At 36.8% G+C, this 24,012-nt stretch carries 25 protein-coding genes; 21 read left to right on the top strand and 4 right to left on the bottom strand.

Annotated features, from left to right (window positions below; translation table 11 throughout):
- The first annotated feature begins 12 nt into the window (after positions 1–12).
- The 18 genes from yqiS (at position 13) to ACHZK0_RS20145 (ending at position 16,589) form a co-directional block, all read left to right on the top strand.
- Positions 13–912, top strand: coding sequence for a phosphate butyryltransferase (yqiS, locus tag ACHZK0_RS20230; protein WP_097818210.1), 900 nt, complete (start codon positions 13–15; stop codon positions 910–912).
- A gap of 34 nt (positions 913–946) precedes the next feature.
- Positions 947–2,047 carry a leucine dehydrogenase gene (locus tag ACHZK0_RS20225; RefSeq protein WP_000171356.1) on the top strand — a complete coding sequence of 367 codons (1,101 nt, stop codon included), beginning with the start codon at positions 947–949 and terminating at the stop codon, positions 2,045–2,047.
- 87 nt (positions 2,048–2,134) lie between these two features.
- Positions 2,135–3,238 carry a butyrate kinase gene (gene buk / locus ACHZK0_RS20220; protein WP_395760831.1) on the top strand — a complete coding sequence of 368 codons (1,104 nt, stop codon included), beginning with the start codon at positions 2,135–2,137 and terminating at the stop codon, positions 3,236–3,238.
- A 4-nt stretch (positions 3,239–3,242) separates the two neighbouring features.
- Complete coding sequence (lpdA, locus tag ACHZK0_RS20215) at positions 3,243–4,664, top strand: dihydrolipoyl dehydrogenase (RefSeq protein WP_395760830.1); 1,422 nt, start codon at positions 3,243–3,245, stop codon at positions 4,662–4,664.
- A gap of 27 nt (positions 4,665–4,691) precedes the next feature.
- Positions 4,692–5,693 (top strand): 3-methyl-2-oxobutanoate dehydrogenase subunit alpha, encoded by a 1,002-nt coding sequence (gene bfmBAA / locus ACHZK0_RS20210; protein WP_061677485.1) that lies wholly within the window; start codon positions 4,692–4,694, stop codon positions 5,691–5,693.
- 13 nt (positions 5,694–5,706) lie between these two features.
- Positions 5,707–6,690: a 3-methyl-2-oxobutanoate dehydrogenase subunit beta gene (gene bfmBAB / locus ACHZK0_RS20205; RefSeq protein ID WP_000290073.1), complete on the top strand. Its 984-nt coding sequence runs from the start codon at positions 5,707–5,709 to the stop codon at positions 6,688–6,690.
- A gap of 15 nt (positions 6,691–6,705) precedes the next feature.
- Positions 6,706–8,025 carry a dihydrolipoamide acetyltransferase family protein gene (locus ACHZK0_RS20200; RefSeq protein ID WP_270605891.1) on the top strand — a complete coding sequence of 440 codons (1,320 nt, stop codon included), beginning with the start codon at positions 6,706–6,708 and terminating at the stop codon, positions 8,023–8,025.
- Positions 8,026–8,366: 341 nt separating this feature from the next.
- The gene (locus ACHZK0_RS20195; protein ID WP_098884377.1) at positions 8,367–9,545 is read left to right on the top strand and encodes an FtsW/RodA/SpoVE family cell cycle protein; all 1,179 of its coding nucleotides are present in this window, start codon (positions 8,367–8,369) and stop codon (positions 9,543–9,545) included.
- Between the two features lie 105 nt (positions 9,546–9,650).
- The gene (locus ACHZK0_RS20190) at positions 9,651–10,355 is read left to right on the top strand and encodes a DUF421 domain-containing protein (protein WP_061678081.1); all 705 of its coding nucleotides are present in this window, start codon (positions 9,651–9,653) and stop codon (positions 10,353–10,355) included.
- A 69-nt stretch (positions 10,356–10,424) separates the two neighbouring features.
- Positions 10,425–10,889, top strand: coding sequence for an NUDIX hydrolase (locus tag ACHZK0_RS20185; RefSeq protein WP_061678082.1), 465 nt, complete (start codon positions 10,425–10,427; stop codon positions 10,887–10,889).
- 121 nt (positions 10,890–11,010) lie between these two features.
- Positions 11,011–11,418: a YjdF family protein gene (locus ACHZK0_RS20180; RefSeq protein ID WP_395760829.1), complete on the top strand. Its 408-nt coding sequence runs from the start codon at positions 11,011–11,013 to the stop codon at positions 11,416–11,418.
- 143 nt (positions 11,419–11,561) lie between these two features.
- On the top strand, positions 11,562–11,975 hold the full coding sequence (locus tag ACHZK0_RS20175; RefSeq protein WP_262740670.1) for a BrxA/BrxB family bacilliredoxin: 414 nt from the start codon (positions 11,562–11,564) through the stop codon (positions 11,973–11,975).
- A gap of 406 nt (positions 11,976–12,381) precedes the next feature.
- Complete coding sequence (locus tag ACHZK0_RS20170; protein WP_242240320.1) at positions 12,382–13,161, top strand: transporter substrate-binding domain-containing protein; 780 nt, start codon at positions 12,382–12,384, stop codon at positions 13,159–13,161.
- 36 nt (positions 13,162–13,197) lie between these two features.
- Positions 13,198–13,857 carry an amino acid ABC transporter permease gene (locus ACHZK0_RS20165; protein WP_262740602.1) on the top strand — a complete coding sequence of 220 codons (660 nt, stop codon included), beginning with the start codon at positions 13,198–13,200 and terminating at the stop codon, positions 13,855–13,857.
- Positions 13,850–14,572, top strand: a complete 723-nt coding sequence (locus ACHZK0_RS20160) for an amino acid ABC transporter ATP-binding protein (RefSeq protein WP_262740603.1) — start codon at positions 13,850–13,852, stop codon at positions 14,570–14,572. The genes ACHZK0_RS20165 and ACHZK0_RS20160 overlap by 8 nt, the downstream gene beginning before the upstream one ends.
- 100 nt (positions 14,573–14,672) lie before the next feature.
- The gene (locus ACHZK0_RS20155; protein WP_000472675.1) at positions 14,673–15,641 is read left to right on the top strand and encodes an aromatic acid exporter family protein; all 969 of its coding nucleotides are present in this window, start codon (positions 14,673–14,675) and stop codon (positions 15,639–15,641) included.
- A gap of 16 nt (positions 15,642–15,657) precedes the next feature.
- Positions 15,658–16,218 (top strand): L,D-transpeptidase, encoded by a 561-nt coding sequence (locus tag ACHZK0_RS20150; RefSeq protein ID WP_073516444.1) that lies wholly within the window; start codon positions 15,658–15,660, stop codon positions 16,216–16,218.
- A 131-nt stretch (positions 16,219–16,349) separates the two neighbouring features.
- On the top strand, positions 16,350–16,589 hold the full coding sequence (locus ACHZK0_RS20145; RefSeq protein WP_061678088.1) for a DUF3894 domain-containing protein: 240 nt from the start codon (positions 16,350–16,352) through the stop codon (positions 16,587–16,589).
- A 72-nt stretch (positions 16,590–16,661) separates the two neighbouring features.
- Here the strand turns inward: ACHZK0_RS20145 and prli42 are convergent, their stop codons facing one another.
- Positions 16,662–16,754 (bottom strand): stressosome-associated protein Prli42, encoded by a 93-nt coding sequence (gene prli42 / locus ACHZK0_RS20140; RefSeq protein WP_000549040.1) that lies wholly within the window; start codon positions 16,752–16,754, stop codon positions 16,662–16,664.
- 189 nt (positions 16,755–16,943) lie between these two features.
- Here prli42 and ACHZK0_RS20135 point away from each other — a divergent pair, with 189 nt between their 5' ends.
- Positions 16,944–17,489: a GNAT family N-acetyltransferase gene (locus ACHZK0_RS20135; RefSeq protein ID WP_061678089.1), complete on the top strand. Its 546-nt coding sequence runs from the start codon at positions 16,944–16,946 to the stop codon at positions 17,487–17,489.
- Positions 17,490–17,616: 127 nt separating this feature from the next.
- Positions 17,617–18,735, top strand: coding sequence for a tripeptidase T (locus ACHZK0_RS20130; RefSeq protein ID WP_000609805.1), 1,119 nt, complete (start codon positions 17,617–17,619; stop codon positions 18,733–18,735).
- A 44-nt stretch (positions 18,736–18,779) separates the two neighbouring features.
- Here the strand turns inward: ACHZK0_RS20130 and ACHZK0_RS20125 are convergent, their stop codons facing one another.
- Positions 18,780–18,980 carry a hypothetical protein gene (locus ACHZK0_RS20125; RefSeq protein ID WP_375810881.1) on the bottom strand — a complete coding sequence of 67 codons (201 nt, stop codon included), beginning with the start codon at positions 18,978–18,980 and terminating at the stop codon, positions 18,780–18,782.
- 141 nt (positions 18,981–19,121) lie between these two features.
- Here ACHZK0_RS20125 and ACHZK0_RS20120 point away from each other — a divergent pair, with 141 nt between their 5' ends.
- Positions 19,122–20,360, top strand: a complete 1,239-nt coding sequence (locus ACHZK0_RS20120; RefSeq protein ID WP_270339984.1) for a DNA polymerase IV — start codon at positions 19,122–19,124, stop codon at positions 20,358–20,360.
- 41 nt (positions 20,361–20,401) lie between these two features.
- Here the strand turns inward: ACHZK0_RS20120 and ACHZK0_RS20115 are convergent, their stop codons facing one another.
- Both ACHZK0_RS20115 and mgtA read right to left on the bottom strand, forming a co-directional pair.
- On the bottom strand, positions 20,402–21,103 hold the full coding sequence (locus ACHZK0_RS20115; protein WP_270339985.1) for an MgtC/SapB family protein: 702 nt from the start codon (positions 21,101–21,103) through the stop codon (positions 20,402–20,404).
- 111 nt (positions 21,104–21,214) lie between these two features.
- Positions 21,215–23,920 (bottom strand): magnesium-translocating P-type ATPase, encoded by a 2,706-nt coding sequence (gene mgtA, locus ACHZK0_RS20110; protein ID WP_262740606.1) that lies wholly within the window; start codon positions 23,918–23,920, stop codon positions 21,215–21,217.
- Positions 23,921–24,012 lie beyond the last annotated feature (92 nt).

The following is a 24,012-nucleotide window of genomic DNA, read 5'->3' as shown; positions in this document are numbered from 1 at the left end:
TGATTACAAAATATGAAGTTAGAACACTTAATTGATCAAGCAGCAGGACAGCCTAAAAAAACTGTGGCTGTAGCAGTAGCTGAAGATCATGAAGTAATTGAAGCTGTAGCGAAAGCAATTACATTACAGCTAGCTCAATTTCGTCTATATGGAAATCAAGAAAAGATAATGGGGATGTTACAAGAACATGGTTTACAAACTTCAGAACATATTGAAGTGATTGCAGCAGCATCAAGTGCTGAGGCTGCAGAACTTTCTGTTAAAGCTGTAAGAAATGGCGAAGCAGATGTGCTTATGAAGGGAAACATCCCAACAGCAAATATTTTGAAAGCTGTATTAAATAAAGAGTGGGGACTTCGTAAAGGTAGCGTACTTTCACACGTTGCAGCATTTGAAGTTCCAAATTACGATCGTCTAATTTTTGTTACAGATGCAGCGATGAACATTGCACCTGATGTAACACAGAAAGCTGCTATTATACAGAATACTGTAGAAGTTGCCCAGGCAATAGGAATGGATTTGCCAAAGGTAGCACCAATTGCAGCGGTAGAGGTTGTGAATCCTGCGATGCAAGCGACAATTGATGCAGCGATGTTAACTCAAATGAATCGCCGCGGACAAATTAAAAACTGTGTCGTTGATGGACCACTTGCTTTAGATAATGCAGTATCACAAATTGCAGCAGAACATAAAGGCATAGTAAGTGATGTAGCAGGTAAGGCAGACATTTTACTCGTCCCAACGATTGAAGCTGGAAATGTGCTATACAAATCACTCGTATACTTTGCGGATGCAAAAGTAGGAGCAATGATTGCTGGCGCAAAAGCACCGATTGTTTTAACGTCTCGTGCTGATTCAGCAGAAACAAAAGTATATTCATTAGCATTGGCAGTTGCGACTGCTTCAAAATAAACCAAATAGGGTAAAACACTAGGGGGAAACGACAATGACATTAGAAATCTTCGAATACTTAGAAAAATATGATTATGAGCAAGTAGTATTTTGTCAAGATAAAGAATCTGGTTTAAAAGCAATTATTGCAATTCATGATACAACACTTGGACCAGCTCTTGGTGGAACAAGAATGTGGACATATGATTCTGAAGAAGCGGCGATTGAAGATGCATTGCGTCTTGCAAAAGGGATGACATACAAAAACGCAGCAGCTGGCTTAAACTTAGGTGGTGCGAAAACAGTAATTATCGGTGATCCACGTAAAGATAAGAGCGAAGCGATGTTCCGCGCATTAGGACGTTACATCCAAGGACTAAACGGACGTTACATTACAGCTGAAGATGTTGGTACAACAGTAGATGATATGGATATTATCCACGAAGAAACTGACTTTGTAACAGGTATTTCACCATCATTCGGTTCTTCTGGTAACCCATCTCCAGTAACTGCATACGGTGTTTACCGTGGTATGAAAGCAGCTGCGAAAGAGGCTTTCGGTACTGATAATTTAGAAGGAAAAGTAATTGCTGTCCAAGGCGTTGGTAACGTAGCATATCACCTATGCAAACATTTACACGCTGAAGGAGCAAAACTAATCGTTACAGATATTAATAAAGAAGCTGTACAACGCGCGGTAGAAGAATTCGGTGCATCAGCAGTTGAACCAAATGAAATTTACGGTGTTGAATGTGATATTTACGCACCATGTGCATTAGGCGCAACAGTTAATGACGAAACTATTCCACAACTTAAAGCAAAAGTAATCGCAGGTTCTGCAAATAACCAATTAAAAGAAGATCGTCATGGCGACGTGATTCATGAAATGGGTATTGTATACGCACCAGACTATGTTATTAATGCAGGTGGTGTAATTAACGTAGCAGACGAGTTATATGGATACAATAGAGAACGTGCACTAAAACGTGTTGAGTCAATTTATGACACAATTGCAAAAGTAATCGAAATTTCAAAACGCGATGGCATTGCAACTTATGTAGCAGCAGATCGTCTAGCTGAAGAGCGCATTGCAAGCTTGAAAAACTCTCGTAGCACATACTTACGCAACGGTCACGACATTATTAGCCGTCGCTAATCATTCATATATTACTTTTACAAAAGGTGTGGTTACCTCTTATGAGGTTTCCACTTCCTTTTGAATTTATTAGTGGAGGTAGCAACAGTGTCCTTAAATCGAATTCTTGTTATTAATCCGGGTAGTACATCCACAAAAATTGGTGTTTTTGATAATGAAAGACCCGTTTTAGAAGAGACTATTCGTCATGACGAAGAACAAATTGGAAAATATAAGAGAATTATCGACCAATATGAATTTCGTAAAGAAACGATCTTAGAAGTTCTACATTCTCACGGTATTAACATTTCAAAGTTAAATGCAGTTTGTGGGCGCGGGGGATTACTCCGTCCAATCGAAGGCGGAACATACACAGTAAACGATTCGATGTTAGAAGATTTAAAAAATGGATTTAGTGGTCATCATGCTTCAAATCTTGGAGGCATTTTAGCATATGAAATCGCTTCTGGATTAAATATTCCAGCATTCATAGTAGATCCTGTCGTTGTAGATGAAATGGAGCCGATTGCTCGTATAAGCGGTATTGCTGGTATGGAGCGTAAAAGCATTTTCCATGCATTAAACCAAAAAGCAGTTGCTCGTAAAGTAGCTGAAGAATTAAATCACAAATACGAGGATTTAAATTTATTAGTTACACATATGGGCGGCGGTATTACGGTTGGTGCTCATAAAAAAGGAAAAGTTATTGATGTGAATAACGGCTTAAACGGTGAAGGACCATTTAGTCCAGAGCGTGCTGGTACAGTACCGGTAGGGCAATTAGTTGAGATGTGTTTCTCTGGTGAGTATTACCGTGACGAAATGGTTAAAAAGCTTGTTGGACAAGGTGGACTTGTAAGTCTAATCGGTACAAATGATGCGATCAAAGTAGAACAAATGGTTGAAAAAGGTGATCCTGAAGCAACTCTTATTTATAAAGCAATGGCATATCAAGTTGCAAAAGAAATTGGCGGAGCTAGCGCTGTACTTCACGGGAAAATTGATGCAATCATTCTAACTGGTGGACTTGCGTACAGTAAAATTCTTGTCGATGAAATAAAAGAACGTGTGGACTGGATTGCTGATGTTATCGTACATCCAGGGGAAGATGAATTACAAGCATTAGCAGAAGGAGCACTTCGTGTATTACGTGAAGAAGAAGCGCCGAAAGAGTATGTTGTACGAGAAAAACAAACAGTAGCTAGGGGTTGAGATAATGGCAAGAGAATATGATTTAGTCATCGTTGGCGGCGGTACTGGTGGTTATGTTGCTGCTATTCGAGCATCGCAACTAGGTTTAAAAACTGCACTTGTTGAAAAAGAAAATCTTGGTGGTACTTGTTTGCACAAAGGATGTATTCCTAGTAAAGCTCTTTTACGTAGTGCGGAAGTATACGCAACTGCTAAAAAAAGCGAAGAGTTCGGGGTTATTGCAAGTAATGTAGAACTAAACTTTGCGAAAGTGCAAGAGCGTAAAGAGAAGATTGTAACGCAACTTCATAAAGGTGTTCAACACTTAATGAAACAAGGTAAAATTGATGTGTTTGAAGGTATTGGCCGTATTCTTGGCCCATCTATTTTCTCTCCAATGCCAGGGACAATTTCGGTTGAACTTGCAAGTGGAGAAGAGAATGAAATGTTAATTCCAAAAAATGTACTTGTTGCAACAGGGTCTCGTCCGAATTCATTACCAGGTTTAGAATTAGACGGAGAGTATGTAATGTCTTCCGATCATGCTCTAAAAATGGAAACGCTTCCTAGTTCGATTATTATCGTTGGTGGCGGTGTAATCGGTATTGAGTGGGCATCTATGCTTGCTGACTTCGGTGTAGAAGTTACAGTATTAGAGTATGCGAAAACGATACTACCACTAGAAGATCAGGACGTTTCAAAAGAAATGCAACGTCTATTCAAGAAAAAAGGTATTAAAGTGGTAACTGGTGCAAAAGTATTACCAGAAACATTGGTAAAAGATAATGGAGTAACAATTCAAGCTGAACATAACGGTGAGAATAAAGAATTTAAAGCAGAAAAAATGCTTGTATCTGTAGGAAGACAAGCCAATACGCAAAATATTGGTTTAGAGAATACGGATATCGTTGTGGAAAAAGGATACATTCAAACAAATGAGTTTTATCAAACGAAAGAATCTCATATTTACGCAATTGGAGATGTAATCGGTGGCTTACAACTTGCTCACGTTGCTTCTCATGAAGGAATTGTTGCAGTAGAACATATTGCGGGTAAAGAAGTTATACCAATTGATTATTCTATGGTATCAAAATGCGTATATAGCAGTCCGGAAGTTGCTTCTGTCGGTTTAACAGAACAAGAAGCGAAAGAAAAAGGCTATAAGTTAAAAGTAGGTAAGTTCTCATTCCGTGCGATCGGAAAAGCACTTGTATACGGCGAATCAGATGGTTTTGTAAAACTTGTAGTTGATGAAGAAACAAATGACATTCTTGGTGTTCACATGATTGGACCACACGTAACAGATATGATTTCTGAAGCTGGTCTTGCAAGAGTACTTGATGCAACACCGTGGGAAGTAGCACATACAATTCATCCGCATCCATCATTATCTGAGGCGATTGGTGAAGCAGCATTAGCTGTAGATGGAAAAGCGTTACACGCATAAAAATGTGGATTTAGGAGGTTATGAAAAATGGCAGAAGTAAAAGAAAAGCGCCATGAAGAGCTTGGCTTAAGTGATGAGCAAGTATTAGAGATGTTCCGTACGATGTTACTTGCACGTAAAATCGACGAACGTATGTGGTTATTAAACCGCGCTGGTAAAATTCCATTCGTAATTTCTTGTCAAGGACAAGAGGCGGCACAAGTTGGAGCAGCATTCGCTCTTGATAGAGAGAAAGATTATGCATTACCATACTACCGTGATATGGGTGTTGTACTAGCGTTTGGTATGACAGCTAAAGAACTTATGTTGTCTGCTTTCGCGAAAGCTGGAGATCCAAACTCTGGTGGTCGTCAAATGCCTGGTCACTTCGGTCAAAAGAAAAATCGTATTGTGACAGGATCATCTCCAGTAACAACGCAAGTACCACATGCAGTTGGTATTGCATTAGCTGGAAAAATGGAAAAGAAAGATTTAGTAACGTTTGTTACATTTGGAGAAGGTTCTTCAAACCAAGGTGACTTCCATGAAGGCGCAAACTTTGCTGGCGTACACAAACTACCTGTTATTTTCATGTGTGAAAATAATAAATACGCAATCTCTATTCCGGTTGAAAAACAATTAGCATGTAAAAATGTATCAGATCGTGCAATTGGTTACGGTATGCCTGGATATACAATAGACGGAAACGATCCACTTGCAGTATATACAGCTGTAAAAGAAGCTGCAGACCGCGGCCGTCGTGGTGAAGGCCCAACTTTAATTGAAACAGTATCATATCGTTTAACAGCACATTCTAGTGACGATGATGATCGTGTTTATCGTGATAAAGAAGAAGTAGAAGAAGCAAAGAAAAAAGATTCAATTATAACATTTGCTGCTTATTTAAAAGAAGCTGGCGTGTTAACTGAGGAATCTGAAAAACAAATGTTAGACGAAATTATGCATATCGTAAATGAAGCAACAGAATATGCAGAAAATGCTCCGTATGCAGCACCTGAAGATGCATTGAAGCACGTATACGCAGAATAGGGGGGAACGTTTCATGGCTGTAATGTCTTATATTGATGCTATTACATTAGCAATGCGCGAAGAAATGGAACGCGATGAGAAAGTATTCGTTTTAGGTGAAGATGTTGGTAAAAAAGGTGGCGTATTTAAAGCGACACATGGTTTGTATGATCAATTTGGTGAAGATCGTGCGCTTGATGCACCGCTTGCGGAATCTGCAATTGCTGGGGTAGCAATTGGTGCGGCAATGTATGGTATGCGTCCAATCGCTGAAATGCAGTTTGCTGATTTCATCATGCCAGCAGTAAACCAAATTGTTTCTGAGGCAGCAAAAATTCGTTATCGTTCTAATAACGATTGGACTTGTCCAGTTACAATTCGTGCACCATTTGGTGGGGGTGTCCACGGTGCATTGTATCATTCACAATCTGTGGAAGCGATGTTTGCAAACCAACCAGGTTTAAAAATTGTTATCCCTTCTACACCATATGATGCAAAAGGCTTATTAAAAGCAGCAATTCGTGATGAAGATCCAGTATTATTCTTCGAACATAAACGTGCATATCGCTTAATTAAAGGTGAAGTGCCAGAGGATGATTACGTATTACCAATCGGAAAAGCAGATGTAAAACGTGAAGGTGATGATATTACTGTTATCACATACGGATTATGTGTTCATTTTGCTCTTCAAGCAGCTGAAAAGTTAGCACAAGATGGCATCTCTGCACACGTTCTTGATTTACGTACTGTATATCCATTAGATAAAGAAGCAATTATTGAAGCAGCTTCTAAAACAGGTAAAGTTCTTCTTGTAACAGAAGACAATAAAGAAGGAAGTATTATCAGTGAAGTGGCAGCAATTATTGCTGAAAACTGTCTGTTTGATTTAGATGCGCCAATCGCACGTCTTGCAGGTCCAGACGTTCCAGCAATGCCATATGCACCAACAATGGAAAAATTCTTTATGGTAAATCCAGATAAAGTTGAAAAAGCAATGCGTGAACTTGCGGAATTTTAATCGGGGGGACTATACATGGCTGTAGAAAATATCACAATGCCTCAGCTCGGGGAGAGCGTTACAGAGGGTACAATTAGTAAATGGCTCGTTAATGTTGGCGATCACGTAAATAAGTATGATCCGCTTGCAGAAGTAATGACTGATAAAGTAAATGCTGAAGTACCATCTTCTTTCACTGGTATTGTGAAAGAGTTAATCGCTGGTGAAGGTGAGACGTTAGCTGTAGGTGAAGTAGTTTGTGTTATTCAAGTAGAAGGCGCAGATGAAGTAGCAGCGACAGCTGTCGAAGAAAAAACAAAAGAAGAACCAAAAGCAGAAGTAGCTACGTCTGCAAAAGCACCGAAAGCAAAACAACCAACTGATGGAAAACCACGTTTTTCACCAGCTGTTTTAAAACTTGCGGGTGAGCATAACGTTGATTTAGATCTAGTAGAAGGTACGGGAGCAAATGGCCGTATCACTCGTAAAGATATTTTAACGCTAGTGGAATCTGGAAATATTCCGCAAGCAGGTGCGAAGAAAGAGGAAGCGGTAGCAGCAGCAGTAGTAGTAGCTCGTCCAGAAGCACCAAAAGCAGCGCCAGTAGCACAAAAAGTAGAAGCGGCAAAACCAGTTTCTGTACCAACAATGCCTGGCGATATCGAAATTCCAGTAACAGGTGTGCGTAAAGCAATTGCAGCGAACATGTTACGTAGTAAACACGAAGCACCACACGCTTGGATGATGATTGAAGTAGATGTGACAAACCTTGTGTCATACCGTAATTCAATTAAAGGTGATTTCAAAAAACGCGAAGGCTTTAACTTAACGTTCTTTGCTTTCTTCGTAAAAGCAGTAGCACAAGCGTTAAAAGAGTATCCTCAAATCAATTCAATGTGGGCTGGCGATAAGATTGTTCAGAAGAAAGATATTAACCTTTCTATCGCTGTTGCAACAGAGGACGAACTATTTGTACCAGTAATTAAACACGCGGACGAGAAGACGATTAAAGGTATCGCTCGTGAAATTACAGAGCTTGCAGGAAAAGTACGTACGAAATCGTTAAAAGCGGACGAAATGCAAGGTGGAACATTTACAATTAATAACACAGGATCATTCGGTTCTGTTCAATCTATGGGTATTATTAATTACCCACAAGCGGCTATTTTACAAGTTGAATCAATTGTAAAACGCCCAGTCATTATGGATAACGGTATGTTCGGTGCTCGCGACATGGTTAACTTATGTTTATCACTTGATCACCGTGTACTAGATGGCCTAATTTGTGGCAAGTTCTTAGGACGTGTAAAAGAAATTCTAGAAAATACGTCAGAAAATAATACATCTGTATATTAATAAAAAGCTCGCTTATGGCGAGCTTTTTATCATCTTCTTTCTTCATTTGCACCCTACTATATGTACAACACTTTTCCCGGCAATCTTACAATGAACGAGTATGTATTAGAAATTTACGAAAATACATTGCTGATATATGGTATATAGATATAAAATAAGAAAAGAATAATTTTTTTGGCAAATCTTACTGACGAAACTGTAGTATAATATATTGTATTGTATGAAAAAGAGAGTTATTCTATATAAGTGTTTTATAGATAATGTGTAATCAGTCGTCAAAACATGAAGAATGTTGACTCCTGGTTTTTTATTTTGCTGTAACAATGTTTCAGGAGGATGTCATGAAAAGAAGTACCGAGTTTCTAAAAAGTTTAGATGTGAAATTAATATTAATTTTGTTTGCATTATGTGTTACGAGTATAGCTGCTATATATAGCAGTCAGCAAACTGGCCAATATGGCGCTGAGAATTTTGCTCTGAAACAAGGTGTTAACTACATAATTGGGATTGTAATGTTACTTCTTGTTGCAAGTGTTGATTCAGATCAGCTACAAAAATTATCTTGGCCATTGTATATTGCTACATTTGCTTCGATTATTTTGTTGAAGATATTACCAGTTTCAAACTTTACACCTGAAATACTTGGGGCGAAAAGATGGTTTAGGTTTCCGGTAATTGGATCTATTCAACCGTCGGAGTTTTTCAAAATTGCACTGGTTATGTTAGTAGCAAATTTAGCAGTAAAGCATAATGCACAGTATATGGTTCGAACATTTAAAACAGACCTAATATTAATAGGAAAGGTAATGTTAGTAGCTATTCCTCCTACGGCTGTTGTATATAGCCAACCGGATACAGGTATGGTGTTCTTATATGCTGCTGCAATTGCATGTATTTTATTTATGTCAGGTATTCAGAAGAAATTGATAGCGTTATGTACAATTATTCCGGTGACCATAGTATCGGCGTTAATATTTATTTACGTAAGGTATGAGGATTTCTTCTTTAATAATTTAGTTACGTTACTAAAACCTCACCAACAATCACGTATTTTAGGTTGGTTAAATCCATTTGAAAATGCAGATCAAGGTTATCAAACACAGCAATCGATTTTAGCTGTAGGTAGTGGTGGTATGGAAGGGAAAGGCTTTGGTGAAGGGAACGTCTATATCCCTGAGAAGCATACTGACTTTATTTTTGCTACAATTGCCGAAGAAGGTGGATTTATCGTAGCAGCTTTAGTTGTATTCTTGTTCCTATTACTACTATATAGAACAATTATTATTGGTTATTCTGCTGATAATTTATTCGGTACATTATTATGTGCTGGATCAATTGGGATATTAACGGTTCAAATATTCCAAAACATCGGTATGATCGTTGGATTAATGCCTGTAAAAGGGATTGCATTACCTTTCTTATCATACGGGGGAAGTTCCTTATTCTCGAATATGATTATGATGGGTCTCATATTATCGGTACGGAAAACGTATAAAAAGTATATGTTTTCTGTTAAGTAAAAAGCTGGTTCGTTTAAATACGAACCAGCTTTTTTACATATATGCTCTTAAACGTTGCAAACTAAAACAGAATAGCAGTTTGAGACGGGTAAGGAGTGCAAAGTGATGCATATGCATATTTTTGAAGGGGCACGGCATCTTTCTAATAGTGAGTGGGTTATTCGGGCTATTATAGCATACATATTTTTAATATTAGTTGCGAAAGCGATGGGACAAAGGTCCATCGCACAACTTCGTTTTTTAGATGTCGTATTAGTATTATTGCTTGGTGGAAATATTTCTAACGCATTATCTGATGAAAAGGTCGGATTACTCGGCTCGATGATTACAACGTTCATACTCGTTGTACTTCACATTATAAGCTCAGTTTTAATGTTGAAATGGGATAGATGGAGACGCTTTTTAGAGCCGGCACCTATTATTCTTATACACAATGGTTCCATTGATTTTAGCAATTTGAAAAAAGCGAGAATTACGGTGGAATATTTATTTTCGGAACTTCGTATGCGAAATGTGAGCGATATTCAAACGGTTAAATTAGCATTATGGGAAGCAAGCGGTGTTGTTTCTATATTTCAGTATCCCCAATATGAAGCAGCTTCACGGCTTGATCTGAAAGTGGCGGGAAGAAGATCTCCAGTTTCTTTTGTATTAGTAAAGGATGGGAGCATTCAGCAAGATGTTTTAGCTTTAGTAGGAAAAACAGAAGAGTGGGCGAGAGAATTTTTAGAGAAGAGTGCAGAAGTTGAATCCATTATGTTAGCCACAGTAGATGAAGCTCATAAAATAAATATTTTGTTAAAAAAATGAAAAATATACGCATTTTGTCGTTTCATACATATGATACAATAGTGTGGACAACGAAAAAGGAGGGATACGATGGGATATGTAGAGGAGTTACGAAAAGTAGTTGGTCATCGCCCTTTAATTTTAGTTGGTGCTGTTGTACTCGTTATAAATGAACATGGATATGTATTATTACAGCAAAGAACAGAGCCTTACGGAAAATGGGGATTGCCTGGCGGGCTAATGGAGCTTGGCGAATCACCAGAAGAAACAGCTTGCCGTGAAGTATATGAAGAGACAGGAATAGAAGTGAAGAACCTGCGATTAATTAATGTATTTTCAGGAGCGAACTATTTTACAAAACTAGCAAATGGTGATGAATTTCAATCCGTAACGACAGCCTATTATACAGAAGAATATGAAGGGGAGTTTGTTATGAATAAAGAAGAAGCGGTTCAGCTTACATTCTTCCCACTAACAGAACTACCTGACTATATTGTAGGATCGCATAAAAAAATGATTGTGGAATATATAAAAATTATGGGAAATAAGATATAATACAACGAAAGAGATACAAAAACACAGTTCTGGTCGGTAGTCCAGACGCATGATTACATGTCAGTAACCTTCCCCTCCGGGATGTCCAGTATTTCTAATTTTTTTAAAGGAGGGGCTGTCAATGGATTTGACAGTATATCACGATGGTCAATTTTTCGTAGGAATTATTACGCATAAAGAAAAAGGGAAATTGTATGGAGCACGGTATATTTTTGGAATGGAACCTTCAGATGAAGAAGTACTTATATTTGTGAATGGTCCAATGTTAGCATATTTCCAGCACGTTGCAAAATGTGGTGTGGAAGTGAAAGAAAAACAACGTCCAAAAAATATAAAACGTATCATACGACAAGTGGCAAAAGAAGTAAATGTAAAACGTTTTACTAAGGCACAAGAGGCAATTGGCTTATCTTATGAACTGCATAAACAAGAAAAGAAAGTGCGGTCTAAAGAGATGCGAGAAGCTGAAAAACAAAGAAGACGTTTAATCAAAGTACAAAAAGCAAAGCAAAAGCATCGTGGCCATTAAGAAAAGGTGTTAGAGCAAGAGCTCTAACACCTTTTCTATACCCAAATACAAGTAAACTTACTTGTATTTCATAAACATTAACTGGTAAGATACAAATAGGTAGTTTTAGAGGAGGGAAAAGATTGATTAATTTTAACTTTTTTATGAATGATGTTGTCCGCCAAGCGCGTGAAGAGATTGTCTCTGCTGGATATACAGAATTGACGACGCCGGAAGCAGTAGAAGAAGCGTTTAAAAGAAATGGAACAACACTTGTAATGGTAAACTCTGTATGTGGTTGTGCAGGTGGTATTGCTCGTCCTGCAGCTGCGCATTCCGTACATTATGATAAACGTCCTAACCATCTTGTAACGGTGTTTGCAGGTCAAGATAAGGAAGCAACAGCAACAGCTCGTGAATATTTCGAAGGGTATCCACCTTCTTCTCCATCATTCGCTTTATTAAAGGATGGAAAAATTGTAACGATGGTAGAACGCCATGAAATTGAAGGTCATGAACCAATGCAAGTTATTGCAAAGCTACAATCTTATTTCGAAGATAATTGCGAAGAGCTATAAAAAATAAGCAAAAAGGCGGTACGTCCACAATGAAGTGGATGTACCGCCTTTTTTTATTTAGTATTAAAATTAATCCCGCTTTAATGGGCAATAAGACCCCCACCTGAAAATTCAGCGAAAGCAAAGAAGTTAGGTGGGGGTCGGGCTGCCCATAAAAGTCCGATTGGTGAGGGCTAATAATCAGTGGGTGATGAAGAAAACACCCACTGATTAAAGTTTCACTTTATGGGACATGCATAGTTATATTGTTTTATGCATTATTTTATGCATTACAAACGGTGATAATATTGTTATTTTATTTATTTTTATTTTATATATTGCATAAAAATGAAAGTGCTGATACAATACAAACATCGAATAAATATTCTATTAAACTTTTAAATATACATTATTAGGGGGAAGAAAGATGAAGAAGTTATTATCGATATCGTTTGCACTTATTTTAATTGTAAGTATGTTCAGCGCTTGTAGTAATGGGGAAGAAAAGGCTAGTGGAAAAAATAAAAAAGTACTGGTTATGGGGACTTCAGCAGATTATAAACCATATGAATACGTGGAAGCTTCAAAAAGTGATGAAATTATCGGCTTTGATGTTGATGTTGCTAAATATATCGGAAAAGAACTTGGTTATGAAGTGAAAGTGAAAGATATGGATTTTGGTGGTTTATTAGCATCTCTTAGCTCAGGAAAAGTTGATTTCGTAATGGCAGGTATGACGCCAACGGCAGAGCGTAAAAATAATGTTGATTTCACAGATATTTATTTTGTTGCGAAAAACATGGTCGTTTCTAAAAAGGATTCTAACATTCAATCTGTAGAGGATTTAAAAGGGAAAAAAGTAGGGGTACAAACAGGATCTATTCAAGAAGAGAAAGCGGCAGAATTTAAAAAACAAGTAGATTTCAAAGTTGAGGGACGTGACCGTATACCAGAAATCGTACAAGAAATTAAAGCTGGTCGTTTTGACGCTGCAATTATAGAAGACACAGTTGCTAAAAATTATGTAGAGAAAATGAAAGATTTACAAGGAATTGAAATTCAAGAAGCACCAGAAGAAGTAGGAGCAGCAATTGCCCTTCCGAAAAACAGTGATAAAACAGCAGAATTTAATAAAGTAATTAAAAAAATGCAAGAAAATGGAGAAATGGATAAATTAGTGAAGAAATGGTTTGGCAGCGAAAAATAAGCTGCCTTTCACTTTTCTGTGAGGGGAATGAACAGAATGAACTTAGATTTTTCGGCGATTACGCCTTCGATACCATATATACTAAAAGGCCTAGAAGTTACTTTGAAAATTGTAGCAGTATCAGCGCTAGTAGGATTTATTTTAGGAACGTTATTAGCGCTTTGCAAAATTGCTAGAATACGAGCATTAAATATAGCGGCAGATTTTTATACATCAATTTTCCGTGGTACACCACTTGTATTGCAATTAATGATTATTTATTTCGGTGTCCCGCAAATAATTGGTTATGATATACCAGCATTCGTAGCAGCTGTATTAGCATTTAGCTTAAATTCAGGTGCATATATGTCAGAGGTAATTCGTGCCGGCATTCAAGCGGTTGATAATGGACAAACAGAGGCAGCGATGGCTTTAGGGATTCCTTACGGAAAAATGATGCGAAATATTATTTTCCCTCAAGCATTAAAAAATATATTACCAGCGCTTGTGAACGAGTTTGCGACACTTACGAAAGAATCGGCTGTAGTAACAGTAATAGGAGCGACAGATTTAATGCGCCGTGCTTATATTGTAGGCGGTGAGACGTTTAAATATCTTGAACCATTACTGTTTGTTGGACTAATCTATTATACGCTAGTCATTATTCTTACATTAGTCGGGAAGGCAATTGAAGGGAGAATGAAGAAAAGTGATTAAAATTGAAAACCTTCATAAATCATTTGGAAAGAACGAAGTATTAAAAGGGATTACAACAACGATTGAAAAAGGGGAAGTAGTAGCAATTATTGGACCGTCTGGATCAGGGAAATCAACATTTTTACGTTGTATGAATGTGTTAGAAGCACCGACAAATGGTCAAATTTGGATTGGAACGGAAGAAGTAACGAATCCGAAAACGAATATTATGCATGTTCGTGAAAATGTCGGAATGGTATTTCAGCATTTTCACCTATTTCCTCATATGACTGTATTAGAAAATATTACGTATGCTCCTATCAATGTAAAAGGAGTAACGAAACAAGAAGCTGATAAGAAAGCCGAGAACCTTTTAGAAAAGGTCGGTTTATTAGATAAAAAAGATACGTATCCAAACCGTCTTTCAGGAGGACAAAAGCAACGTGTAGCAATTGCGAGAGCGTTAGCGATGGAACCAGAAGTTATGTTATTTGATGAACCAACATCAGCACTAGATCCAGAGATGGTAAAAGAAGTGTTAGAAGTTATGAAATCATTAGTTACGACAGGAATGACAATGGCGATTGTTACACATGAAATGGGATTTGCAAAAGAAGTAGCAGATCGTGTTCTCTTTTTAGATGGTGGAAAACTTGTAGAAGATAGTGCGCCAGCAGAATTTTTTGCAGCACCGAAAAGTGAACGTGCGCAACAATTTTTACAAAAAATATTGTAATATGTAAAGGTTACGTGAATAATAAGTAGAAAAGGATGACATTGTGTCATCCTTTTTTTATACTAACTGTAAATACGTTTATACATATAGGAGCAGTGCTATGTTCAAAATTGGATACCGTACAGTAAAAACAGCAATAGGGACAGGCGCAGCAGTTTTTATTGCTCAGTTATTAGGATTAGAATTTTATAGTTCAGCGGGCATTTTAGTTATATTATGTGTACAAAATACGAAACGTAAATCACTTCAAGTATCGTTACATCGTTTTTTAGCTTGTGTATTATCAATGGTATTCGCGTTTTGTATTTTTGAAACAATTGGATATACACCGCTAGCAATTAGTATATTGTTACTTACATTTATTCCGACTGCAGTTATGCTTAAAATTCAAGAAGGTATTGTCACGAGTTCAGTTATTGTGATGCATTTATATTCATTAAAACAAATTACATGGCTTATTGTTGGAAATGAAATTGCGATATTAACGATAGGAATTAGCGTGGCTTTATTAGTGAATATGTATATGCCAAGTAGTGAAAATAAGCTAAAAGAGTATCAGGATACAATAGAAAGTAATTTTAAAACAATTTTGTTTGAAATGGTCGTTTATTTACGAAACAGAGAAAGTAGTTGGAGCGGGGCAGAACTTATTGAAACTGAAAATATGCTAAATGAAGCAAGGGATTTATCGTTTAAGAAACTTGAGAATGCATTTATGCGAGAAGATGGCTATTACTATCGTTACTTTAATATGCGTATGCAGCAATTCGAAATTTTAGAGCGGATGATACCATTAGCAGCTTCTTTATCATGGACATATGAACAAGCTGACATGATTGCAGATGTGGTTGAAAACATTGGGAATGCTATTAGCCCTGAGAGTACTGGGGTTATTTCTTTAAGACAGCTGCAAGAAATGAGAGAATTATTTAGAGACATGCCATTGCCAGTTACACGTGAAGAGTTTGAGATACGTGCGAAGCTTGTTCAACTTGTGTATGAAATGGAGCAATATTTACTCATTAAAAGTCGTTTTAAGGGAAAGGATAATATAAAAGAACTTATATAGAAGGTAGGAATTACTTATGCCGTATCTTCTCTCTTTCATATTATGTCTTTCTTTATCACCTATTTGGCCTCTTGGTGATAATCCACGTGCCGGAGATCCTTTCATTATTGTAAATAAAGCGACGAATAAACTAGCTTATATTGACGATGGAAAGATTCAAAAGGTTTTTCCAGTAGCGACAGGGAAAACAAATGAATTAACTCCAGAGGGAACTTTTGATGTTGTAATGAAAGCGAAGGATCCGTATTATATTGCGAAGGATATTCCGGGGGGATCACCGAAAAATCCACTTGGGTCAAGGTGGATTGGATTTAACGCAAGAGGAACTGATGGAAGTAAATATGGAATACATGGAACAAACCAACCTAGTTCAATTGGAAAGTATATTTCACAAGGATGTATACGAATGAAGAAAAACGATGTGGAGTATTTATTTGATCGCATTCCAATTGGAACGAAAGTATGGATTGTGAAGTCGAAACAATCCTTTCAGCAATTGGCAAAACAAAAAGGAGCCATTGCATATGAAAAAGCCAACGAAAAGGTTGGCTTTTTCTATTGTAATAAGTTGTCTTGACATGTGTACATAACCATGAGTTAATGAGAGTATAGAAAGATAAAGTAAAACTTTAATCAGTGGAAGGTTTTTACCCGCTGACTATCAGCCCGCACCAATCGGGATAAAAATTAGATAAAGGGGTTGCTCATATGTACTTGAATCCAAAAATTTCGTATATGCAATTTTTTATGGGATTTCTATTTGTTATTACATTCATATTGGCAACTTTTAATATATGTTCTTATCTTGTAGCAATTGTATGTATGGCATTACTCAATCTTACTTTTGTTATTGGAGCATTTCAGCAGAAACAATATACAAGTTTTATAACAGCACTTATAATGTCATTTTCCTTTAGTATTGTAGCGATTGTGCTTTATATAAAATAAACCATCTCGATATCGAGATGGTTTATTTTATTATGTATAAAAAGTAAAAAAAGGACGAAAACATCGTCCTTTTTACCAAAACATACTTGCGCCAGCAAGTAATGTTGTTACAAGCATAGAAATTAGCATTACATAAACCATAACTTTTTGAGCTTTTTTATGCATCGTTAAACCTCCTTGCAAATCAGTACAATATCATTGTAACGAGAAATGATATTGTGGACAAGGGGAGAGAAGTGACAAAATTCGAGAAGTGTGTGTAAAGTATAACAGGAAATTTGTATGTATGTAGAGAATATATAATAATGATAGAATATAAGTTTTTTGCTATGCAAGCTGAAGAATGGAGATACGATGATGAAAATATACGAAACAAATCGTTTACATTTAAGGGAAATTGATGAGTCGTATGCTGAAAAAGTTCTTCAATATTACGACAGAAATCGTGAATTTTTAAAAGCTTGGGAAGAGTATAGACCGGATGATTTTTTTACGTTAGATTATCAGAAGAAAAAGTTACAAAAGGATAGAAAAGAGTTTGCAGAAGGTAAAATCATCAGACTTTGGATTTTTAAAAAGGGTGATGATACAAAAGTTATTGGGTGTATTTCATTTAATTTAATTGTTCGTGGCATTTATCAATCTTGTGTGCTCGGCTATAAATTAGATAAGGCAGAATTAAATAAAGGCTATACGACAGAAGCGCTTAGAAAAGCTATTCAAGTTACCTTCGAAGAGTTTCAGTTACATCGTATAGAAGCACCGATTATGCCGCGAAATTTAGCATCTATACAAGTAGTGACGAAGATAGGCTTTCAATATGAGGGCGTGTCTAGGAAGATGTTAATGGTAAATGGAGTATGGGAAGATCATATGCGCTGGGTGTTGTTAAATGAGTAATAGAAAGCAGATGGTTATCTAGACATATAAACCGTCTGTTTTTTGTCTTGTATTTCGAAACTTTTGCGAAATTCTGTTATAATTAATAGTGTTACATACATAATGGTAGTGCAGGAGGCGCAGTCTTATGATTAATCAAGAACGTTTAGTAAATGAATTTATGGAATTAGTACAAGTAGATTCTGAAACGAAATTTGAAGCAGAAATTTGCAAAGTATTAACAAAGAAATTTACAGATTTAGGTGTAGAAGTATTTGAAGATGACACAATGGCTGTTACTGGTCATGGTGCAGGTAACTTAATTTGTACTTTACCAGCAACAAAAGATGGTGTTGATACAATTTACTTCACTTCTCATATGGATACAGTAGTTCCTGGTAATGGAATTAAGCCTTCTATTAAAGATGGATATATCGTATCAGATGGTACTACGATTTTAGGTGCGGATGATAAAGCAGGATTAGCATCAATGTTCGAAGCAATTCGTGTTTTAAAAGAGAAAAATATCCCGCATGGTAAAATTGAATTTATTATTACAGTTGGAGAAGAATCTGGTCTTGTTGGTGCAAAAGCATTAGATCGTGAGCGCATTACAGCGAAATATGGTTACGCATTAGATAGCGATGGAAAAGTTGGTGAAATCGTTGTTGCAGCTCCAACACAAGCGAAAGTGAATGCAATTATTCGCGGGAAAACAGCTCATGCTGGTGTAGCCCCAGAAAAAGGTGTATCTGCAATTACTATCGCAGCGAAGGCAATTGCGAAGATGCCACTGGGTCGTATTGATTCTGAAACAACTGCAAATATTGGACGTTTTGAAGGTGGTACACAAACAAATATCGTTTGCGATCATGTACAAATCTTTGCAGAAGCGCGTTCTTTAATCAATGAAAAAATGGAAGTACAAGTTGCGAAAATGAAAGAAGCATTTGAAACAACTGCAAAAGAAATGGGTGGTCATGCAGATGTTGAAGTAAACGTTATGTATCCAGGATTTAAATTTGCTGATGGCGATCACGTTGTAGAAGTTGCAAAACGTGCAGCTGAAAATATTGGTCGTACACCTTCTCTTCACCAAAGTGGTGGCGGAAGTGATGCAAACGTAATTGCAGGACACGGTATTCCAACAGTTAACTTAGCGGTTGGTTATGAAGAAATTCATACAACAAACGAAAAGATTCCTGTTGAAGAATTAGCGAAAACAGCAGAATTAGTTGTTGCAATTATTGAAGAAGTAGCGAAGTAATGTAATAGAAAAAGCGTGTAAATCATAATTGATTTACACGCTTTTTATTTTGATTCGATTGCTTTTACAAGGCGGATCAGCCAATATAAGAAAATCCATGGCAGTATATCATTGGTTATAATGCCCAGTAGACTTGGAAGGATTCCTGCTACGTTTATATCAAAAATAGGGAGTAATAAATAATTTATTAAGATGATTAATATAATAACGAGAAATGTATAGTTGAGTTTACTGTGTGATTTCATAACAAATCACTCCTTTTACAATAATATCCATCACTCGTATTAAGTATAGCAAAAATAGGGGTAAAAAGAATAAGTAATTATTATATTGTGCATGAATTTGATATAATGAAGGAACGAATGTTCTTTGAAGGGGTGAGTATTATGCGAGAAATGTATCCGAAAAATGGTCGTGTTATTTTACATGTAGATATGAATTGTTTTTTCGCATCTGTTGAAATTGCTCATGACCCATCATTACAAGGAAAGCCATTAGCAGTTGCTGGAAATGAAAAAGAAAGAAAAGGAATTATCATAACATGCAGTTACGAGGCGAGAGAGTATGGGATACGTACGACGATGCCTCTTTGGGAGGCAAAGAGGTTATGCCCACAATTAGTTGTAAGGCGTCCTAATTTTACATTATATCGTGAAGCTTCATTTCAAATGTTTCAAATCCTTTCCCGTTTTACGGAAAAAATACAACCAGTCTCAATAGATGAAGGGTATTTAGATATTACAGATTGTTACGCACTCGGTTCGCCTCTTGAAATAGCAAAGATGATTCAACAAGCATTATTAACAGAGTTACAGCTGCCGTGTAGCATCGGAATTGCTCCGAACCTTTTCCTAGCAAAAACAGCTTCTGATATGAAAAAGCCTCTCGGTATTACTGTGCTTCGAAAACGAGATATTCCAGAAATGATTTGGCCACTTCCAGTTGGAGCAATGCATGGAATTGGAGAAAAAACAGCTGAAAAATTAAATGATATTCATATACAAACAATTGAGCAGTTAGCAAAAGGAAACGAACATATCATTCGCGCTAAAATTGGAAAGCATGGTGTTGATTTAAAGCGGCGGGCAAAAGGTATGGATGATAGGGAAGTTGATCCGAGTCAAATGGGACAACATAAAAGTGTTGGTAATTCGATGACCTTTTCAAAGGATATGGATGAAGAGAAAGAATTACTTGATATGTTAGAACGGCTATCAAAATCAGTGAGTAAAAGATTACAAAAGCGAACTCTTGTCAGCTATAATATTCAAATTATGATTAAATATCATGATAGGCGGACAGTAACGCGGAGTAAGCAATTGAAAAATGCGATTTGGGAAGAACGAGATATTTTTCAGGCAGCATCTCGTTTATGGAAGCAACATTGGGACGGTGATTCCGTCCGTTTACTAGGTGTTACAGCTACTGAAATAGAGTGGAAGACAGAATCGGTGAAACAATTAGATTTGTTTTCATTTGAAGAAGATGCGAAAGAAGAGCCGCTACTTGCTGTCATCGATCAAATTAATGATAAATATGGAATGCCCCTTTTACAACGAGGTAGTCAATTATTACGTAAGCAAGAAAAGTCTTTTCAGCAAAAATTAAAAAATAAGTTTATGTAGAAGGTGTCATGAAGCTGTACATATCATGACACCTTTCATTTTTAACTTGCTTCTAAATCTAATGAAGTTTTCCAACCAGCTGCAGTAACGCCAGCTTCTAATAGCATTCTGCTCACTATTTTTTCAATTAAGACTGCTGCATTTGTATTGCAATGTAATGTAGCTTGTATACACACTTTTTGCTTAGAATCTACGTCTTCACTATACAATTCTTTTAAACCAATGCCTTCAGAACTGACCATATGCATAAGTAAAAACCGAATATGGGCTTCATGTTCTTCTGAACAAGTAAGAGAAAGGAAGTAGTTCGTTTGTTCAGATGATTCTTCTTTTGATTTTTGATTCATAAAGAGAGCGATTGGACGTAGTAGTATATTTGCCAGTAAAACGCCGGTTGCACCTAATATAGCTGCAACGAGGAAACCAGCGCCTGTAAGAGTACCAACAGCAGCTGCGCACCATAGAGTAGCCGCAGTATTAAGTCCTCTAATACTAAAACCATCGCGAATAATAACGCCGCCTCCTAAAAAACCAATCCCACTAACGACTTGAGCAGCAATACGTGAGGGGCTAGCATCGTGATCAAGCATGACGGATAATAAAACAAATATACAGGCACCAAGTGATACGAGAGCATTTGTCCGTAATCCAGCCATCCTGTGTCTCCATTGCCGTTCCATTCCGATGCAAGCACCTACAATAATTGCGATAAATAATCTTAATACAATGTCATACCATACCATCATGGTCACCTCCATACATATAAGTCCATGTTATGTTTTTGAGAATGAGTGGGGAGTACCCACTCATTCTCATTTTTATCCCGCTATTTGCGGGCTGATGAAAGCTTCACTTTATAACCAGCTATGAAACTTTTTAATATAAACTTTTTTTAGGAACTGTGTTAAGAAAGCATAGCCTAATAGTATTCCTATTAACCAAGGGAAATAGCTAAGTGGTAATGCTTGTAATCCAACAGCTGCTCCAAGTGGCGAGAATGGAATATAAATTCCGATTGCCATAATACAAGCGGTTAATAAAAGAACCGGTATTGATGCAGTACTTTGAATAAACGGAATCTTCTGTGTTCTTATCATGTGAACAATTAAAGTTTGTGTTAGTAATCCAACGACAAACCAACCAGATTGGAATAATGATTGTTCGCTAGCTGTATTTGCGCCGAAGACGTTCCACATGACTACATATGTGATGATATCAAATATGGAACTAATTGGACCGATACAAATAATGAAGTTCCGTAAATTCGCAGTATCCCATTTTCTTGGTTTTTCTAAAAACTCTTTATCCATTTTGTCCCATGGAATAGACAGTTGTGAAATATCATAAAGCAAGTTTTGAATTAAAAGGTGAATGGCAAGCATCGGCAAGAAGGGGATGAAAGCACTTGCTACTAACACACTAAATACATTTCCAAAGTTAGAGCTAGCTGTCATTTTAATATATTTTAAAATGTTTCCAAATGTAGTGCGTCCTTCTAAAATACCTGCTTCTAATATGGTTAAACTTTTTTCGAGTAAAATAATGTCGGAAGACTCTTTTGCAATATCGGTAGCAGTATCAACAGATATGCCAACATCAGCTTCACGTAATGCTACGGCATCGTTAATGCCATCTCCCATATAACCTACAGTGTGTCCGTTTCCTTGTAATACTCGTATAATGCGAGATTTTTGCATTGGATTTAGTTTAGCAAATACAGTTGTTTCTTCGGCTAATTTTGCTAATGCTTTATCAGGTAAAGAATCGATTTCGTAACCAAGGACAGGCTCACCGATATTTAATCCAACTTCTTTGCAAACTTTTCTTGTCACGATTTCGTTATCGCCAGTTAAAATTTTTACTTGTACTCCATGTTTCTGTAATGCTTGAATGGCAGTAGCTGCAGTTGGTTTCGGTGGATCTAAAAAGCCGATATATCCAGCGAGAATCATATCATTTTCATCTTGTACCGTGTACTCTGTATCATTTATTGGTCTATCTTTTTTATAAGCTACAGCAATAACACGCATACCTTCACTATTTAATGTCTCACTTAGTTCTTTTACATGTGAGCGCATGTCATCGGTAAGAGAAACAACTTTTCCATCTACTTCAGTGTAGTTACAAATAGATAAAATTTCTTCTACTGCCCCTTTACAAACCATTGTATGTTCACCTGAAATATCTTTCACGATGACAGACATACGCCGGCGTGCAAAATCAAATGGAATTTCATCTAGTTTTTGAAAAATGGATGGATTAAACTTCTGGTTTTCTTCTGTATGTTTCATAACGGCTTTATCTATTAAATTTTTCAATCCTGTTTGATAGAAGCTATTTAAATAGGCGAAGTGTAATACACGATTACATGTATTACCGTTTGGATCTAAATGCCGGACAAGTACGACTTTATCTTCTGTTAAAGTACCTGTTTTATCGGTACAAAGAATGTTCATAGCACCTAAGTTTTGAATAGAATTCAGTTGTTTTACAATTACTTTCTGTTTAGACATGTTAACGGCACCTTTAGCTAAATTAGCAGTTACAATCATAGGTAACATTTCAGGTGTGAGACCAACAGCAATTGCGATAGCGAAGAAGAAAGCCTCTTGCCAATCCCCTTTTGTGAATCCGTTAATGAGAAGAACGATAGGCGCCATAATAAGCATGAATGTAATTAAGAGCCAGCTTACTTTGTTTACACCTTTATCAAAGCTTGTTTCTACTCGTTTGCCGATTACCTTTTTTGCTAAAGAGCCGAAATACGTATCGGTACTTGTGGAGATGACAACAGCTTTTGCACTGCCACTTACAATATTTGTACCCATAAAACAAAGGTTTTCCATATCGAGTGGATTGTAATTTTTTTTCATGTTTTTCGGTAACATATGTTTATTCTCTGTATGGTAGCAGTTTTCATACTTTTCCACAGGAAGTGCTTCCCCAGTTAAAGAAGACTGATTCACAAATAAATCTTTAGCTGATAAAATACGCACATCAGCCGGAACGATATCACCGGCTGAAAGTGAAATAATATCGCCAGGTACAAGTTCTTCAATTGGAATTTCCGTTGAATCATTTTGCTTCAAATTCATTACGTTTTTTGTTTCGTGTACAAATCCATCTATTCTAAAGACGCTTGCCGTTGTTCGAACCATAGCTTTTAACTGATCCGCAGCTTTTTGAGAACGAAATTCTTGTAGAAAGCGAATCGTTGCACTTAGTATTACCATTACAGATACGACAATGGTTCCTTGTATGTCATCTGTGAAAAAAGAGAGTGCGCCGAGAGCTAATAAAACAAAAATAAATGGATTTTTAAATGCCAGTAGAAATTGAATGTACCACGGTGATGTTTTATTATGAGCGATTTCATTCGGGCCATATAAAGTAAGTCTACGAGCCGCTTCTTGTTTAGAGAGTCCATCTTCTGTTGTTTCTAAAAGTTGTAACGCCTTGTTTGCACCTTGTGTTGCGACTTCCACCAATAATTCGTTATTTGTTTTCATGCGATCTTGATCGTATGAATGTTTTGTTTCTTGTCTTTGTAAATTTAACATCGGTAGTTCCTCCTTTTTCATGAAGGAGGAAACAATCTGTTACTCGACTATTTAAAATTAGGAGGAACAGCTTCTTTCCTACCTACATGATG

The sequence above is a fragment of the Bacillus sp. 3G2 genome, from assembly GCF_044324725.1.
GTDB classification, from domain to species: Bacteria; Bacillota; Bacilli; order Bacillales; family Bacillaceae_G; genus Bacillus_A; species Bacillus_A mobilis.
The sequence above is the reverse complement of the archived record's forward strand: the minus strand, read 5'-3'. Positions and strand labels throughout refer to the sequence as shown.